The 17379-nt window shown below is 54.8% G+C and carries 15 protein-coding genes and 1 other RNA gene; 11 read left to right on the top strand and 5 right to left on the bottom strand.

Features of this window, described 5'->3' with window-relative positions; translation table 11 throughout:
- Window positions 1-133 precede the first annotated feature (133 nt).
- The gene (locus GF423_RS02225) at window positions 134-853 is read left to right on the top strand and encodes a dockerin type I repeat-containing protein (RefSeq protein ID WP_154326837.1); all 720 of its coding nucleotides are present in this window, start codon (window positions 134-136) and stop codon (window positions 851-853) included.
- On the opposite strand, the gene GF423_RS02220 is transcribed toward GF423_RS02225, so the two are convergent.
- The gene (locus tag GF423_RS02220) at window positions 825-2117 is read right to left on the bottom strand and encodes a Na+/H+ antiporter NhaC family protein (RefSeq protein WP_206113423.1); all 1293 of its coding nucleotides are present in this window, start codon (window positions 2115-2117) and stop codon (window positions 825-827) included. The genes GF423_RS02225 and GF423_RS02220 overlap by 29 nt on opposite strands.
- Window positions 2118-2316: 199 nt before the next feature.
- On the opposite strand from GF423_RS02220, the gene GF423_RS02215 reads away from it, so the two are divergent.
- Both GF423_RS02215 and rnpB read left to right on the top strand, forming a co-directional pair.
- On the top strand, window positions 2317-3600 hold the full coding sequence (locus GF423_RS02215; protein WP_154326835.1) for a replication-associated recombination protein A: 1284 nt from the start codon (window positions 2317-2319) through the stop codon (window positions 3598-3600).
- Window positions 3601-3667: 67 nt separating this feature from the next.
- An RNA gene (rnpB, locus tag GF423_RS02210) (RNase P RNA component class A) lies at window positions 3668-4051 on the top strand.
- 82 nt (window positions 4052-4133) lie between these two features.
- Here rnpB and GF423_RS02205 read toward each other — a convergent pair.
- Window positions 4134-6452 (bottom strand): glycoside hydrolase family 3 N-terminal domain-containing protein, encoded by a 2319-nt coding sequence (locus tag GF423_RS02205; protein WP_154326834.1) that lies wholly within the window; start codon window positions 6450-6452, stop codon window positions 4134-4136.
- A gap of 97 nt (window positions 6453-6549) precedes the next feature.
- Here GF423_RS02205 and GF423_RS02200 point away from each other — a divergent pair, with 97 nt between their 5' ends.
- The 4 genes from GF423_RS02200 (at window position 6550) to GF423_RS02185 (ending at window position 9751) form a co-directional block, all read left to right on the top strand.
- On the top strand, window positions 6550-7074 hold the full coding sequence (locus tag GF423_RS02200) for a nitroreductase family protein (RefSeq protein WP_154326833.1): 525 nt from the start codon (window positions 6550-6552) through the stop codon (window positions 7072-7074).
- A 34-nt stretch (window positions 7075-7108) separates the two neighbouring features.
- Entirely contained in the window at window positions 7109-7891 is a 783-nt protein-coding gene (locus GF423_RS02195) for an MBL fold metallo-hydrolase (RefSeq protein ID WP_235911786.1), read from the top strand.
- Between the two features lies 1 nt (window position 7892).
- Entirely contained in the window at window positions 7893-8504 is a 612-nt protein-coding gene (locus GF423_RS02190; protein WP_154326832.1) for an HAD family hydrolase, read from the top strand.
- Between the two features lie 317 nt (window positions 8505-8821).
- Window positions 8822-9751: an acyltransferase family protein gene (locus tag GF423_RS02185; protein ID WP_154326831.1), complete on the top strand. Its 930-nt coding sequence runs from the start codon at window positions 8822-8824 to the stop codon at window positions 9749-9751.
- Window positions 9752-9961: 210 nt separating this feature from the next.
- Here GF423_RS02185 and GF423_RS02180 read toward each other — a convergent pair whose 3' ends face one another.
- Both GF423_RS02180 and GF423_RS02175 read right to left on the bottom strand, forming a co-directional pair.
- Window positions 9962-12349, bottom strand: coding sequence for a TonB-dependent receptor (locus tag GF423_RS02180; RefSeq protein ID WP_154326830.1), 2388 nt, complete (start codon window positions 12347-12349; stop codon window positions 9962-9964).
- A 106-nt stretch (window positions 12350-12455) separates the two neighbouring features.
- Window positions 12456-12815 carry a hypothetical protein gene (locus GF423_RS02175; protein ID WP_154326829.1) on the bottom strand — a complete coding sequence of 120 codons (360 nt, stop codon included), beginning with the start codon at window positions 12813-12815 and terminating at the stop codon, window positions 12456-12458.
- A 153-nt stretch (window positions 12816-12968) separates the two neighbouring features.
- On the opposite strand from GF423_RS02175, the gene GF423_RS02170 reads away from it, so the two are divergent.
- Window positions 12969-14150, top strand: coding sequence for a tetratricopeptide repeat protein (locus GF423_RS02170; protein WP_154326828.1), 1182 nt, complete (start codon window positions 12969-12971; stop codon window positions 14148-14150).
- A gap of 9 nt (window positions 14151-14159) precedes the next feature.
- Here the strand turns inward: GF423_RS02170 and GF423_RS02165 are convergent, their stop codons facing one another.
- Window positions 14160-15419: an Nramp family divalent metal transporter gene (locus GF423_RS02165; RefSeq protein ID WP_154326827.1), complete on the bottom strand. Its 1260-nt coding sequence runs from the start codon at window positions 15417-15419 to the stop codon at window positions 14160-14162.
- Between the two features lie 506 nt (window positions 15420-15925).
- Here GF423_RS02165 and GF423_RS02160 point away from each other — a divergent pair.
- From GF423_RS02160 to GF423_RS02150, 3 genes are all read left to right on the top strand, one after another.
- Complete coding sequence (locus tag GF423_RS02160; protein WP_154326826.1) at window positions 15926-16471, top strand: glutathione peroxidase; 546 nt, start codon at window positions 15926-15928, stop codon at window positions 16469-16471.
- A 71-nt stretch (window positions 16472-16542) separates the two neighbouring features.
- Complete coding sequence (gene rd / locus GF423_RS02155; protein ID WP_154326825.1) at window positions 16543-16707, top strand: rubredoxin; 165 nt, start codon at window positions 16543-16545, stop codon at window positions 16705-16707.
- Between the two features lie 129 nt (window positions 16708-16836).
- Window positions 16837-17322 (top strand): free L-methionine (R)-S-oxide reductase MsrC, encoded by a 486-nt coding sequence (locus tag GF423_RS02150; protein ID WP_154326824.1) that lies wholly within the window; start codon window positions 16837-16839, stop codon window positions 17320-17322.
- Window positions 17323-17379 lie beyond the last annotated feature (57 nt).

Raw genomic sequence — 17379 nt, 5'->3', positions numbered from 1 at the left:
TTTTTCCCAATATTTGGCCATCAATAAATACTTGTTGGCGATCGAGTGGATTTTCTTCGGCATTTTGTTGCATGTGATAAGGCTTCGGTGGCAAAAAATGTGTACTTTTGTAAAAACACCAAAGACTTAATCAATGATTTACCACATTACACGTTTCATGGCTTGCCTGCTGCTTGGTGCGGTAGCCGTGGCAGCACATTGTGCCGATCTGGCGCAATTCAACCAAAATAATTATGAAGGCTGGGTTTACAACCGCAACGGTGTCGTCGACTTGTCGACTGCAAGGATAAGCGGCAATAAGGTGACGGTATATAGAGACGCCTCGGGAGTTGATTACACCTTGACTTCGCCCGAGTTGCGGGCCGGTGGAGCCAGTGCGGTGAATGTGGAGTTCACATTTATCTCAACATCGATTTTGGGTGGCGACGTCACCCACTACAGCATGTACCGCAACTCGCCCTATGTGGTGCTGCTCGACTCGGCTGGCAACGCCCTGTCGAGCTACAAGTGCATGGTGACCGACACAGTGGTCACCCGCCACTTGCGTGCCACTATGCAGCTGCCAGCCGGCGTGCGGCGTTTCAAGATACGCTTTGCCGCCTATGATGCCGACGTAAACAATGCCGGCGCGATACGCACAGCCACCATTGCGGCTGTTGCCGGCCATGCCGGCCGCGGCGATGTGAACGGCGACGGCGGCATCGATGTGAGCGATGTGACCACAGTCACCAATTATATCCTGGGGGCGCTTGCAGGCTTTGAGCTCGACGAGGTGGATGTGAATGCCGACGGCAGGGCCGATGTGAGCGACGTGACCGAGCTCATCAACATGATCCTTTCCGCGGGAAGTTGAACACAATCGACAGTGCCACCATCGCTGCAAGGGCCCAGCTGTAGTACATATAGGGCAGGAAGGCCACGGGGCTCACGTGGGCCAGCCCCGCTGCCATGAGCGACTGTGCCCCGTAGGGGATGAGGCTCTGCACGATGCAAGACCCCGTGTCGAGCAGGCTTGCTGCCTTGCGTGGGTCGACATGAAACTGTGTAGCAATGTGCCGCGAGATGCTGCCCACTGTGATGATGGCGATGGTGTTGTTGGCGGTGCACACGTTGGTGAGGCTCACCAGCAGCGCAATCACGGCCTGTGCCGCACGGCTGCCGCCTATGTGCCGCGTGAGCAGCTGTATCAGGTACTTGATGCCGCCGTTGTAGTTTATCACCTCCAGCAATCCTGCCGCGAGCAGGGTCACGATGATGAGATCGCTCATGTCTTGCACGCCCTTGCCCATCATGGAGCACATGTCGACGAGGCCGGCGTGCTGCGCGACGACCGTTGCGATGGCGATGCAGCAGGCGATGCCCAGTGTGAGCACAATCATCACGTTCACGCCACACATGGCGGTAGCGATCACAACAAGGTAGGGCAGCACCAGCCACCAGTTGCCACTTGCCGTGCTTGCCGCCTCGTGGCTGGGCGAGGCTATCCCCATCGCTACATACACGCCCAGCACCACCAGTGCCGCAGGCAGGGCGATGAGCAGGTTGGTCTTGAACTTGTCGCTCATTTTCACCTTTAGGCTGCGGGTGGCTGCAATTGTCGTGTCGCTTATAAACGACAGGTTGTCGCCAAAGAATGAGCCGCTTAGCACTACAGCCGTGTAGTAGGGCACATTGCCGCCGGTGGTCGCTGCCAGTTGCACGGCAAACGGGGTGAGTGCTACAATGGTGCCCACCGAGGTGCCTATCGACATCGAGATGAAACAGGTGACGACAAACAGGCCCGGCACAATGTAGCCGGGCGGCAGTGCCCACAGCGTGAGGTTGACCGTGGCATCGATGGCTCCCACGCCCTTGGCAAGTGCCGAGAATGCCCCTGCCAGAATGAAGATCCATATCATGTAAAGGATGTTGGTGTTGGCTGCTCCGCTCGAGAATATCTCGATGCGGTCGCTGATTTTCATTTTAGGCATCAAGAGCAGCGCCCACACCGAGGCGACGATAAATGTTATGCTCAGCGGCATCTTGTAGAAATCGCCTATCATGGCCGACACCACTACATAGAGCAGCAGGAACACTGCAATGGGCGACAAGGCGAGCAGCCCCCTGGCAGTGCTCATTGTGCACGATTGCGGTGTGCTTTGTTTTGTTGCTGTCATTGTCTTGAATTTTGTTGCAAAATTACTTTATTGTCCTTTATTGTCGAAGCTGTGCGGCGATTAATGTGGTAGAGTAGGTAAAAATCAGAATAATATTCTGTATTCTTGCTTTTTTGATGATTAAATAGTAATTTCGTTCTTCCAAATCATCAAGTCTAAAATGAATTATCAACCATTGGCCGAGCGCTTGAGGCCGAAGACACTCGACGACTACATAGGCCAGAAGCACCTGGTGGGGCCAGGAGCCGTGATACGCCGCATGATAGAGAGCGGCAATATCTCTTCTTTTATCTTGTGGGGACCTCCTGGAGTGGGCAAGACCACGCTGGCGCGCATCATTGCCGAGCACACTCAGGTGCCCTTCTACACGCTCTCGGCCGTGACCAGCGGCGTCAAGGAGGTGCGCGATGTGCTCGAACGTTGCAAGCAGGACGCCCAAAGCGTGTTTTCCAAAGGCCGCCCCATTTTGTTTATCGACGAGATACACCGTTTCAACAAGTCGCAGCAAGACTCGTTGCTGGGCGCCGTCGAGAACGGCACGGTCACGCTCATAGGCGCCACGACCGAGAATCCCTCGTTCGAGGTCATACGTCCCTTGCTCTCGCGTGCCCAGGTCTATGTGCTCAACCCGCTCGACAAGGACGACTTGCTCCAGCTGCTCGACCATGCCGTGAAGACCGATGCCATGTTCAAGAATCTCCAGGTGAGGGTGGAGCAGACCACGGCCCTGTTGCGCTACAGCGGCGGCGATGCCCGCAAGTTGCTCAACATCCTCGACCTCATCTACCAGTCGCTGGCCCCGGGCGAGCCCATGGTCATCAACGACGATGTGGTCACCAGCCGGCTGCAGCAGAATCCCATGGCCTTTGACAAGGACGGCGAGATGCACTACGACATTATCTCGGCATTCATCAAGTCGATACGCGGCAGCGACCCCGATGCCGCCGTCTACTGGCTGGCCCGCCTCATCGAGGGCGGAGAGGACCCCAAGTTCATCGCCCGTCGCCTGTGCATCTCGGCTGCCGAAGACATAGGCCTGGCCAACCCCAACGCCTTGTTGCTGGCCAATGCCACCTTCGACATCATACAGAAGATAGGGTGGCCCGAGGGACGCATCCCCCTGAGCGAGTGCACCATCTACCTGGCCGCCTCGGCCAAGAGCAACAGTGCCTACATGGCCATCAACGCGGCCCAGCAACTTGTGGCCGCTACGGGCAATGCCCCGGTGCCCCTGCACTTGCGCAACGCGCCCACTAAGTTGATGAAGCAGCTGGGATATGGCAAGGACTACAAGTATGCCCACGACTTCCCCGGCCATTTTGTCAACCAGGAGTACATGCCCCAGCAGCTGCATCACCCGCAGCTGTGGGTGCCGCAGGACAACCCGGCCGAGAATGTGATGCGCGCGCGTCAGCAGGGACGCTGGCACCCCGACGAGCAGTGAAATTTTTTGATTGCAAACCTTTTTTGTTGTAACTTTGCACCCACATAAGAGCAAATTTAAAGAAAATGCAGTATGGCGGTCTGTCGCTCGTGTTTCGCAAGAATATCGAGAGGAAAGTCCGGGCAACGCAGAGCATCACATTTCTTAACGGGAAGCTGGGGGCGACCTCAGGGTTTAAGGTAACAGAAAACTACCGCCGCCCGCCTTTGTGCAGGCGGTAAGGGTGAAAAGGCGAGGCAAGAGCTCACCGGGTGCCATGGCGACATGGCATGCCGTACCACCTGTGAGTTGCAAGGTCAAGTATATCGGCATTTAAGGGTTGCTCGCCCATTGCCGAGGGGTAGACTGCTATATCGGCATGGCAACATGCCGGACAGATAAATGACAGACGGCGGCCGCATTCTTTTTTTGTGTGCCGCTACATAACCCGGCTTATAGCCATACTGCTCGACACAATAGAAAATCCCGCAACCTCCATGCAAGGGGGCTGCGGGATTTCTTGTAGCTCTGGGTGGACGCGTATGGCGTGTGGGCTATATGTTGGGTGTGTTCCACACCTTGGTCTTGGTGCATCGTGCTTTCACGGCCTGTCCGCCTGTGGTAAACACAAAGTCGCCATCCTCAAGTCGCCACTTCATGTCTTGTCCCACAAAGGCCAGGTCGCTTGCCGGCAGCTTGAAGGTGACTGTCTTGGTCTCACCGGGCTGCAGCTCGATTTTCTTGAATGCACGCAGCCTGCGGCAGTCGGGCACTATCGATGCCACCAGGTCGCTGCTGTAGAGCAGCACGGCCTCTTTGCCGGCACGGCGGCCGCTATTGGTCACGTCAACGCTCACAGTGAGCTCGTCGTCGGGCTCAAAGTCGGTCTTGTCGATCGTGAGGTGGCTGTAGGTGAATGTAGTGTAGCTCAGTCCGTAGCCGAAGGGCCACTGCTGGGTCACCTTGGCGTCGTAGTCGTAGGCTCCGGCCATGGTCGATACTTCCTCGCTCACCTTGTAGTCGTAGTTGATGAGGCTGTTGATTTCCTTGGGATAGGTATAGGGCATCTTTGCACTGAAGTTTACCTCGCCGCTTAGCAGGTTGGCCAGGGCATCGGCACCATAGTTGCCAGGCAGCAGGATGTTGACCACAGCCTTGGCCAGGGGCTCGATGTCGGCAATGAGCCGTGGGCGTCCCTCGTTCAAGATGAGCACGATGGGCTTGCCGGTCTTGGCCAGTGCCTTCACCAGGTCGCGCTGGTTCTTAGAGAGCGTGAGGTCGGTGAGGTTGCCGGGAGTCTCGGTATAGGAGTTCTCGCCTATGCAAGCCACAATCACGTCTACGCCCTGTGCAGCCGCCACGGCCTTGTCGATGTGGGGGGTGTTCTCTTCCCAGTAGTGGCCTTTCTCATTATAGGTCACGCCTTGCTCGAGTGTGACGTTGTCGCGGCCGTACTTGTTGCACAGTGCCTCGTAGATGGTGTTGTACTTGCTTGCCAGGTCCTCGGCTCCCGAGCCCTGCCAGGTGTAGCTCCAGCCGCCGTCGAGACAGCGCATCTGGTTGGCATTTGGGCCGGTGACCAGTATCTTGGTGCCGCGTGCTATGGGCAGGGTGCCGTCGTCGTTCTTGAGCAGCACCTCGCTCTCCTCGGCAGCGTGCAGGGCTTTGAGGGCAAAGTCGTCGCTGCCAAATTTTGCATAGTCCTTTCCGCCGGTGTTGGGCGTGTCGAAAAGGCCCAGCCGGTATTTCACACGCAAGATGCGGCGCACGGCATCGTCGATGCGCGACATCTTCACCTGCCCCTCGTTCACAAGCTCCTTGAGCAGGGTGCAGAAGTCGACGTCGTAGGGGTCCATGCTCATGTCGATGCCGGCATTGATGGCGATTTTAATGGCTTCTTTTTTGTCTTTGGCCACATGCTCGCGGGTGTAGAGATTGTTGATGTCGGCCCAGTCGGTCACAATCATTCCGTCCCAGTTCAGGTCGTTCTTGAGCCACTGGGTGAGGTACTCATAGCTGGCATGCACCGGCACGCCGTTGACCGAGGCCGAGTTGGCCATGAAGGTGAGCGCGCCGGCCTGGGCGGCTGCCTTGAAGGGGGCGAAGTATTTTTCTCGCAGCACTTGTGGCGCGACATAGGCTGGCGTGCGGTCTTTGCCCGAGAAGGGAGCCCCATAGGCCAGGTAGTGCTTGACCGATGTGGCCACGTTGTACTTGCCCAGGTGATTGGGGTCGCTGCCCTGGTAGCCCGCTATGGCGGCTTCTACCATGCGCGACTCCACCACGGGGTCTTCGCCATAGCTTTCCCACAGGCGCGGCCAGCGCGGGTCGCGGCCCAGGTCGATGGTGGGGTTGTACACCCAGGGGCAGTCGGCAGCGCGGCTCTCATAGGCCGTGACCTCGGCCGTCGTGCGGGCCAGCTCGGTGTTGAACGAGGCGGCCACGTTGATGGGTTGCGGGAAGAGCGTGCCGCCTTGTATATAGGTCGAGCCGTGGTTGTTGTCGAGGCCGTAGATGCTGGGGATGCCCAGGTGGCGCATCGACTGCTTCTGGATGTAGGGTATCCACGCTTGCCACTGTTGTACAGTGGCAGCACGGGTGCCCGGGGCGTTGAGCACCGACCCTATGCGCCAGACTTTGATGGCAGAGTCCATCTTGGCTTTGTCCATTTCCCAGCCTTTGCCCTTGTTGGAGCCGAAGATGTCGATGTTGAGCTCGAGCATCTGTCCCACTTTGTCGTCGAGGGTCATCTTGCTCAGCGTGTTCTCGATTTTTGCCTCTATGGCCTCGTCGCGGGGTATGGCTGGCTTCATTTGGGCGTTGTGTGCTATCGCTGTGGCGACAGCGATTGTGGTCAACACAGTTTTCTTCATTGAGTTTCTCCTATTTTGGTTTTTGTGCTACAAATTTAGGTAAAATCTCGCTGATTTTTTATAAATTTGCTATGTTTAAAGAAAGAAATTTGCAATTATGAACAACGAAATCATCAACGCGCTGCTCACACGTCGCAGCGTGCGCTCCTACAAGCCGCAGCAAGTGACCGACGACGAGCTGCGCACAGTGCTCGAGACAGGCACCTATGCCCCCACCTCGATGGGACGCCAGGATCCCTGGATTGTGGCCGTGCAAAATGCTGGGTTGCGGCAAGAGCTCACCGAGATGAATGCCAAGGTGATGGGCGTCGACAGCGACCCCTACTATGGTGCCCCCACCATCGTGCTCGTCTTTGCCACCAAGGGGGCGCGCAATGCTGTGCAGGATGCCAGCCTCGCGCTGGGCAACATGATGAACGCCGCCCATGCCATAGGGCTGGGCAGCTGCTGGATCAACCGCGAGCTCGAGATGTTTGACACGCCCCTGGGGCGCAGCATCATGCAGCGGCTTGGGCTGCCCGAAGGGTTGACTTGTGTGGGTGCACTCTCGCTGGGCTATATCGACAAGCAGCCGGCCGCCCCCAAGCCTCGCAAGGCCAATTACTACCGTGTCGTGAAATAAAACGTACTATATTGTGTGTTTGTCATCAATGATTATGAAGTTTATGCACATGTCTCTATTGCTGGCAGCTTGCATGGTAGCAGGCTGCAATGCCACGGGCAGCAGCAGCGGTGCTCAGGGCCGGCCCGGCACTGATGCTACTGTCGCCGTAGCCGATACCTTTGCCACACCATCGGGCAAGAAGATTGTGATCACTCCCATCAAGCACGGGTCGCTCGAGATCAACTACAATGGTCTTGAGTTTCAGATCGATCCCGTGGGCAAGGGTGTGGAGCCAGCGACCGACTACAGCAGGTTTCGCAAGGCCGACTACATCCTCGTCACCCACGAGCACTTCGACCACCTCGATCCCGCGGCCATCACTGCCGTGAGCAAGCCCTCGACGGTGCTTGTGACCAATGCCCGTTGTGCTGCCAAGCTGGGGCAGGGCACCGTCATGAAAAATGGCGACCGCAGGACGCTTGCGCCGGGCATCACTGTCGAGGCCGTTCCGGCCTACAACACCACCCCCGGGCACACCCAGTTCCATCCCAAGGGCCGCGACAACGGCTATGTGCTCGGGCTCGACGGTTTTAATATCTACATTGGCGGCGATACCGAGGATATTCCCGAGATGGCTCGGTTGAAAAATATCGACGTGGCTTTTCTGCCTGTCAACCAGCCCTACACTATGACCCCCATACAATTGCGCCGTGCTGCGATCATGGTGCACCCGCGGGTGCTTTATCCCTATCACTATGGCCTGACCGACACTGCAACAATACGTGAGGAGCTCAAGGGCTTGAAGCTCGACTTGCGCCTGCGCAACTTTAAGTGAGATGAAATACCGCAATGTAATTTTCGACCTGGGCAACGTGCTTGTGGCGCTCGACAACGAGGCCTGTGCACGTGCCCTCACAGCCATAGGCTGCGAGTGTCTTGTGAGGGTCAACGACGACCCTGCGGTGCGGCGCCTCTTCGACCAGCTGGGCCTCGGTCTCATCAGCAACGTTCAGTTCTATGCCCAGGTGCGCCGCCTCACAGGCACCACTGCCACCGATGCGCAAATCGATACGGCCTGCAACGCGATGCTCACTGTTATCCCCGACGTCAAGAAGCAACGCCTGCTCGATTTGCGCCGTGCTGGCTGCCACACTTTTCTGCTGAGCAACACCATCGACATCCATTGGCGCTATTGTGTCGAGCATCTCTTCCCCTACAATGGATACGGTGTGCCCGACTACTTCGACCGCGCCTTTGTGTCGCAGGTCATGCACCTTGCCAAGCCCGATAGAAAAATCTTTGAGACCGTAATCGAGCAGACGGGCATCGACCCGCACCACACGCTCTTTATCGACGACCTCCAGGAGAATTGCGACGCTGCGGCACAGTTGGGTATCGATGTGTATTGCAACGCCCACTTCAACGACTGGCTCTCGCTCGAGCTGTAACCCGCCTTGCCTGGCACGCTTGTTGCTCTCGGCCAGGCAGCGGCCCCTTGCATGTTTCCCTGCTGAATTCCAGCGGGGGGGGCATGCTAACTTGTGCTTCACCTAATTTTTTTTCGAAAAACGATGCCTTGGCCAAATCTCAGCATGTCGGCAGTCTACTTTACAGAGTAATCGGTCGAGCGCAGTCACTACTCGATATCGGCAATCGTGTACTCTTCGATCCATTACAAAGCCGAAATGTTGAAATAAAATATCTATATTTGCAAAATCAAACTACCTCCCACCATTGCCTAAGCGGTTGACTTCTTATTAAAATTATGAAATACAGTAAAGACATCGATTTCTTTAGAGCTATCTTAATATGTTTGGTTATTCTCGTGCACATAGTAAACTTTGGCAATATACATCCATTGGCAAAGAGTGCTATTTTGTCGTTTATGATGCCCACTTTTCTGGTGATAACGGGATATTTGGTAAACATCGACAAAACGATTAGAGAATTTCTTCGTTATATAGGTCAAATATTGCTTCCGTATGTGATTCGCGTGACAGGATATGCCGTTCTGTCTTTATATCTACCTGTTAGGGATGGCATTAAAGTTTTCAATCTATCTACTATTCTGGATATAATCTGCATCAAGTCGATAGGCCCATATTGGTTTTTGCATGTAATGATTGTGTGTGGAGTCATATATTACTTTGCATTCCATATTTCACGCAAAATCGATATTACAGCAAGGTATTCTATATTTGCAGCATTGCTCATCATCACCGCACTTTTTACGCCGTTTTTAAGCCTCGAGGCAGCTTTCTACTATTTTGTAGGAGTGGGAATAAGGCAGTACTGCAAAGATTTCTCGCGAGTGTACCTAAACAGTTTTTGGCCATTGCTGCCTTTCGGCCTATTGGTTGTGCATCCACGTTTTCATGGTTGGGGCACAATATCGGTTTTGGTGTGCGTTTTCTCTTTTTTGTCTTTTTCTTCCTACTTCATCTGTTTTTTTAAAGGGCGCACCAAGTCCATAATAGAGTATATAGGGAGAAACACTTTCCCAATCTACATATTCCATCCAATGTTCACAATGTTGTCTAAGTTTTTGTCACCTGCTTTTAAATGGGATTTTACTGGACTTTCGCATGCAATTCTTATAATCGTAATTGGTGTCGCAGGAAGCATCTGTATTGCAAAAGTGCTTGACTGGTCACACCTTTCCTATTTGTTGGGAAAGAAAAAAATACTTAGATGATAACTGTGTATATCCCACACAACATGTAGCCCTATGGCGGCACACTTGAGAATGTGCTAATGCAAGAAAATCTCGCTGAGACAACAGCGAGATTTTCTTGTAGTTGCATGGCAGCATCGCACTGAGAGAAAGTGTGTGTGTGCCTTTGACCCTTGCAGGCAGCCAGTCGTTGCTCCTCTCGGCCGAAGCGTGGGCCGCTGTAGAGCGCTACTACTTGATGTCGATGGGCACCACAAGCTTGAAGCCTATGTTGCGCCCCATGTTGTACACGCCGGTGCGTCCTGTGGCCTGGTTCTTGTCGGCATATTTCAGGCGGCTCAGGTGACTTTGATAGGCCTTGTTGGTCAAGTTGCTGCCAGTGATGTAGACCGAGGCTACCCGTCGGCCCTTCCACAGTATGTCGGTGCCTGCCGAGGCGTTGAGCAGCGTGTAGGCGGGAGTGGCCGTCTCGGTGCCGTAGGCCCCGTAGAAGTGGTTTTGCTTGAAGTTGCAGTCGATCTCGATGGCTGCATAGGTGTTAGAAATGTATCGGCCGTCGTGCACAATGTCATACTTGATCTGCGATATCCAGCGGTGGGCGGGTATGTAGGGTAGATGCCTGAATTGTCCATGCTGGTGCAGTTGTACGGCGTCGACCATCGAGAAGCTGTTGGAGAAATGCAGCTTGGGCACCGGGTGAAGGTCGACCACGGCCTCTCCGCCCATGAGCCGGGCATTGCCAGCACTGTACTGGAAGGTCTCATAGCCGTCGGTGAGCACTGCCTGCCCGTCGGCCTGGGTGAGCCTGTGGGCAAAGATGTAGTTCTCTATGCGGTTTGCAAAGAGGCTGAGCTGTGCCGACACGAGGGCCGACGAGTAGTCAAAACCCAAGTCAAACTGCCAGCTGTACTCGGGCTTGAGGTCCTGGTTGCCTCGCTCATAGCGCAGGGTGCCCTCGTGCACGCCGTTGGAGCCCAGCTCGCTGATGTTGGGGGCGCGGAAGCCGCGAGCAATGTTAATCCTGAGGTTCACCTTCTCGTTGATATTGTAGATGGCGCCTAAGCTGCCCGACACGGCTCCCATGTTGCGTGCAAAGTCGTCGAAGCGGGTCTTGTCGTCCTCGGTGAGCGCCTTGGCGTGCAGGTGGCGGTTGTCCCAACGCACGCCTCCGCTCAGGTGGAACCTGTCGAGGTCGTAGGATGCGGTGGCAAAGATGCCCAGGTCAAAGAGGTTGTAGGCGGGCACGAGACACTCTTCGCCCTTGTTGAGCGAGTGCTGGTACATGCCATTGATGCCGGCAGCAATCTTCCAGTTTTGCGACTGTGGCGAGACGTAGTGGGCGTCGTAGTTCACCGTGTGTAGCAAGAAGTCGAGCCCGGGTTGTTCAGGGGTGAGCACATCTTCATATTCCTGGCGGCGGTTGCGCTGGTAGCCCACCGTGGCACGCAGGCTGCCCTTGGGCAGGTAGAAGGCATTGTTGAGCACGGCCTTGTAGTGGTGTATGTGCTGGTAGGGCAGGCTGGGTTGGTAGCTGTGGAAGTCGTGACTTGTGGCAATTACCTCGGCCTCCTGGCCGCCTGCAATTGCTGGCCGAGTGAACTGGCCTGTGGCCTCATCGCGGTCGCCTTCAACAATGCCGGGTTTCAAGTGGTAGTAGGTGAAGGTGAGGTGCGAGTATCCCCAGCTCTTGTTCAAGCCCAGCAACCCGTTGAAGGCATCCTCGCGCATTTGCGAGTTTTGCACATAGCCGTCATAGCGGTTGCTGTAGGCATGGGCCAGTTTCTGGCTGTAGCGTGCATTCCACACCAGGCCGTTTTGGTTGCCTCCCATGTTCAGCGAGTAACCCAGCAGGCCGTTGTTGGTTTGATACTGTGAGACCACGTTGGCTTGTAGCCGCCCCTCGCTCAGCACGGGGTCGTTGTGCATGATGAGGACGCCAGCCAGGGCATCGCTGCCATACATCAGGCTGGCAGGACCCTTCAGTATCTCGACACTCGACACCGATTGCGGGTCGATCTCGATGCCGTGCTCATCGCCCCATTGTTGTCCCTCTTGTCTCACGCCGTCGTTCACCACCACCACGCGGTTGTAGCCCATGCCGCGTATCACAGGCTTTGAGATACCAGTGCCTGTGGTCACTTGGGCCACTCCGGGCTCGTGAGCCACGGCGTCGATGATGTTGGTCGATAGGGTGCCTTGCATTTCCCTGGCAGTGAGCACGCTCACAGGGGTGGGGGAGTTCTTCCTGAGCACTTTGCCCGTGAGGCCGGTCACGATCACTTCCTTGAGCATGGCCGAGTTCTCCTTCAGCACAAAGTCGAGGCGGCCGGCTGCGGCCAGGTTCACTTGCTGTGTGATGTTCTCGTGCCCCAGAAAGCTCACTTGTATGGTTGTGGTGAGCTGTGGCAGTCCCCTGAAGCTGTAGTGACCCTTGGCGTCGGTGGTTGTGGCTATGTTCAACTCGGGGAGAGCGACGGTCACACCTATGAGTGTGTCGCCGTCTTGGGCATCGGTCACATAGCCCTGGAGCGATGCCTGATTGCTGCTATTGCTTATTGTAGTGGCACCCATTGCCATGACACAGCACAGCAATGCTACCACCATGATGATATGTTTCATTGGTGATAATTTCTTGTGAATGATTTAGTTGTAGTAATGAGATGAGTTGTCCTCACCAGGTGGTGTGGGTTGTGGCCTGGTGTGGGTTGTAATGGCTCGGTGTCATTCACAAGCGCGGGGGGGCACGCGGCGTTTTCAGGTTGATGCTCCCTTGGCATCTCCTCGACACGACTGCTGCCGGGGCAATAAACAGCACCAGTATCGACACTGCCGGCGCCGACTCGACGGGAGCTACTGCACTCGAGAGCACAAACTGGCACACGGCGCAGTCGCCGCCCACGCTGCTCTTGGCAGGAGCACCGGTGTGCTCGGTCGTTACACCGCGCAGCTGGCTCTCAAAGATGATGTGACCCGACTTTACGACCACAAAGTTGAATAGGATAGCCAGCAGGGCTATCGCTATGAGTCGCCTGTTATGTCGAGTGAATTTTGTGATAATAATACGTCGGTTTGTTTTCGTCGTCAATGTTTCATAATCGACGATTGTTGCTTGCAAAAATACAAAAAAGCAAACAATTGTCACTTCTCAAGTGAAATTTCTTGGGTTGTTTAACTTATTTTTATATTTTTGCTTTCAAGTATTCTCATTCCTTTTGCTTTACTAAAAACGACAACAGCAATGAAAACATTCTCCACTTTAGTCCTCTTCCTTCTTGTGTCGCTCGTCACGACCGCGACCCCCCGACCCGTCGACGTGTTGCGTCTCGACAGCGTGGCCAACCAGCAGTTTGCCAGCAAGCAATATGTCGACGCGGTAAAGACGCGCCAGCAGCTCATCGCCAGCCTCAACCCAGGCGACAACGATTCGCTTCATGCCTTCTCGCTCGTGCAGATAGCCCGTTGCCTCTCGCGCGAGGAGCTTGCCGACTCGGCCGCCACCGTGGGCAAACAGGCTTTGTACGTCTACAGCCGTGCTTTTGGCACGCAGAGCATGGACTATGCCATTATCGCCGACAATGTGTCGTTCTACCTGCTCCAGGCCAAGCGATACCAAGAGGCCGTGAGCTACAGCGAGAAGGCCCTTGCTGTCATCAACTCGGTGCCCGACTTGACCGGCAGCTACGTCGACGAGTCGATCATCCTGGTGCATGCTGCCGAAAACTACAACGCCGTGGGTCGCAATCCTCTGGCAATCGCCTGCGAGCTGCGTGCGCTCAGACTCATGAGCGATATCTACGGCGAGCACTCCGATACCTACATCGACGAGCTGCAATTTCTGTCGAAGTTCTTTGCCGACAATGGCGACAAGGAGAAAGCCGGGCAAACCGACGACACTATCACCCGCCTGCGCAAGGAGAAAAAGGATGCCGGCGGCAATGTGCTCGACATTCCTGCTACGGTGAAGATGGACTCGCCCCGTGAGGCCGAGCGCTATCGCTGGGCAACGTTGCGTGCTTGCGACTACTACTTGAGCCACTATATCACAGCCGACCACATGGCCGAAGCCGCCAGCCTGATAGCGCAATGGGTCACTGTGACCGATGAAGTGACCGTCACACTCGACTCATCGCTCCTCGACTTGGGCAACAACCAGCAGCAGAGTCTTGCTTACTTGCCTGCTTTCTTGGCGGGATGCTGCCGCTATGCCCTGCAAAGCGGCGAGAAGGACTTCTCTTGGGGCATGTATGGTACCGCAATGGCCGACTTGCTCAACTTCTACAATGCCAATGCCCCTTACACTGGCAAGGTCGATAGCTTGGAAAAACTCATTGCCGCCTATGCCAAGAACCGCGACCAGTTTGTCGACAACCTGAAGCAACTCTACAACAGGGCTATGGACGGCCGCAAGCAGCAGCGGTGACACTGCCCGCTACAAGCTCTCGATAAACAAGGCTATGTTGAGCAACGTCACGATGGCCGCCAGCGAGTAGAGAAATATGGTGTTGAGCGGCCGGTTGGCATATTTGCCCATCACTTTCTTCGACGAGGTGAGGCTCACTTGCAGAAACACGGTGAACGGCAGCTGTATGCTCAGCGCCATCTGGGAGTAGATCAGCCCTTGGAAGGGATCGCTTATGGTAAAAATGATGACCAGCGACACCCCCAGCGAGATGAGTATGCCCACCACCGAGTGGGTGTCGTGGGCGTTGTAGGACTCGCCGAAGAGCCCTGCAAAGATGCTGCCTGCCGCCATGCCGCTCGTTATGGTGCTCGAGATGCCCGCCAGCAGCAGCGCCACGGCAAAGATGGTGGCGGCGTTGTTGCCCAGCAGCGGTTGCAACATGGCCTGCGCCTGCCCCAGCTCCTCTACATGCGTGCCTTGGCTGTAGAAGGTGGTAGCGGCCAGCAATATCATAGCCGAGTTGATGGCCCAGCCCACGAGCATTGAGAACAGCGTGTCGGCAAACTCATATTTCAGCATCTGCCTTATGCGCTCGTCGCCATGCTTGTTTATCTCGCGGCTCTGCACCACCTCGCTGTGCAAAAACAGGTTGTGGGGCATCACCACGGCGCCCAGCACGCTCATCACGATGAGCAGCGAGCCCTGCGGAATGCTGGGCACAAAAGCACAACGCGTGGCCTCGACCCAATCGGTGTCGACGAGAAACAGCTCGTAGATGAATGAGAGCCCTATCATCGACACAAAGAAGATGATGGCACGCTCTATTTTCTTATAGGAGTTGGTGAATAGCAGTATCAGCACAGCTGCCACAGTGAGTATCGACCCCCACACGATGGGTATGCCGAAGAGCATCTGCAGCGCGATGGCACCACCCAGTATCTCGGCCAGCGAGGTCGATATGCTCGACAGTACTGCCGTGATCACAATAGGCCTGCCCACCCAGCGAGGTGAGTACTTCACGGCAGCCTCGCTCAGGCACAGGCCCGTGACGATGCCCAGGTGAGCCACATTGTGCTGCAGGGCGATGAGCATGATGGTCGACAGGGTCACCACCCACAGCAGGGTGTAGCCATACTCGGAGCCGGCTGCAAAGTTGCTTGCCCAGTTGCCTGGGTCGATAAAGCCCACGGTCACCAGCAGTCCGGGGCCTATGTTGCGCAAAATGTCGAGGCCACCCAGCACATGTGGGTGGGTCCTGCATTTCAGTTCTTTTACAATATTGATCATAGTGTTGCAAAATTAATACTTTCATTCCGATTATCACTTCACTATCTTTAGTGATTTTTGTGCGCTGTAGAGTCAAGTGGCAAGTGCAAAATTAGCTAATCTTTGCGAAGAACTCAACTTTGGGAGTTGAAAAGCCTAATTTTCTTAATTTGGCAGTTTGTTGTGTTAACGTGTTGTAGTACAATACTTTAAACGGTAAAGTAATGTAGCTAATTTTTCGGTGTCGCAAGGATTAACCTTTGTTAAACTTTCGGTAAAACGCGTTCATCGCTGCTTTTGTGACTATCTGTTTGTTAACTTCCACACCGGCAAGCTCCTAAAAAAATGAACTGTGCAACAATTCATTAGAAAAGATTTTACGCTCTAACTGTCAAAGTCCCGATGCACTCCTACGCTTAGCTTTTTTGTGCGCTTTAAGCAATTTTAAGGCTGAGATGTGATGAAGTTTTGACTTTTGTGCCTATCTTTGACATTCTGAAACAATGTAATTTTTTTTTATTTCTGCTATGACAACTATTTATGATTTTAATTTGCTTGACAAGAAGGGCAACTCGGTGAGCCTGGCTCAGTACAAAGGCAAGGTGCTGCTGGTGGTGAACACGGCCACAGGCTGCGGTTTCACGCCTCAATACGAAGATCTCGAGAGCATGTATCACCGCCTCAAGGACAAGGGTCTCGAGATACTCGACATCCCCTGCAACCAGTTTGGCCATCAGGCTCCTGGCAGCGACGATGAGATACACGAGTTCTGCACGCTCAAGTTTGGTGCCGATTTCCCCCAATTCAAGAAAAGCGACGTGAACGGGGCCGGCGAGTTGCCGCTCTACACCTGGCTCAAGAGCCAGAAGGGATTTGTGGGCCAGTACGACCCCAAGCTGGCAGCCGTGATGGAGAAACTCTACAACGAGAGCAATCCTGAGCCTCGCAAGCACGACGACATACAGTGGAATTTCACCAAGTTCCTCATCGACCGTGAGGGCAAGGTGGTGGCCCGCTTCGAGCCCACGCTCGACATGAAGGAGGTTGAGGCTCAAGTCGAAGCCCTGCTTTAGAACTGGGACTCGACTTCTCGTTCGGCATTATTATGTTCACATTTTAGTTTAATTTTAATTTTTTTTGAGACATGAAAAAGTACATTTGCGATGTTTGTGGTTACGTTTATGACCCGGCAGTAGGTGATCCTGACAACGATATCCCTGCAGGAACAGCATTTGAAGATCTTCCCGATAGCTGGCTGTGCCCCCTGTGTGGTGTTGGCAAGGACGAGTTCAGTGTTGTAGAAGAATAATATTTTTATCTCACATAGCACACACACACACATTCCACACAGGCGCTTTGCTTGTGTGGAATTTTGCGTTTTCATGCAATGCACACTCCTCACACATTGGTGTGCGATCTCAAGCTTTAGAAGAATAAAATGGAAAATATAGTTTCGAATTCTCGTGCTGCCCACAAGCACGTGCTTTACCGGCAGGCTGCTCAGCAAGTCGCCAGCTTGATAAGCGGGGTCGACAACCCGGTGGGCGCTCTGGCCAATGTCACCGCCGTGCTCAACGACACGTTTTCTCACTACTTGTGGGTGGGATTCTACAGGGTAGATGGCGATGTGTTGAAACTCGATGTGTTTCAGGGCTCGCCCGCTTGCTACACGATAGCTCGTGGCAAGGGGGTGTGTGGCACAGCCTGGGCAATGGCCACAACGCTCATCGTGCCCGATGTGCACAACTTTCCGGGCCACATTGCCTGCTCGTCGCTCTCGCGCTCCGAGATTGTGGTTCCCGTCGTGCGCGAGGGCAGGGTAGTGGCAGTGATCGACGTCGACAGCGACAGTCTCGATGCCTTCGACATGGCCGACCGCGAGGGGCTGGAGAAGATTGCTGCCATCGTCGAGCCGCTGTTGTGACACGGCTACAGCAACTGTATTGCCTGTGTGTGCATTCTCTGGCATGGCTTTTGCAAG

The sequence above is a fragment of the Sodaliphilus pleomorphus genome, from assembly GCF_009676955.1.
Lineage (GTDB): Bacteria > Bacteroidota > Bacteroidia > Bacteroidales > Muribaculaceae > Sodaliphilus > Sodaliphilus pleomorphus.
The sequence above is the reverse complement of the archived record's forward strand: the minus strand, read 5'-3'. Positions and strand labels throughout refer to the sequence as shown.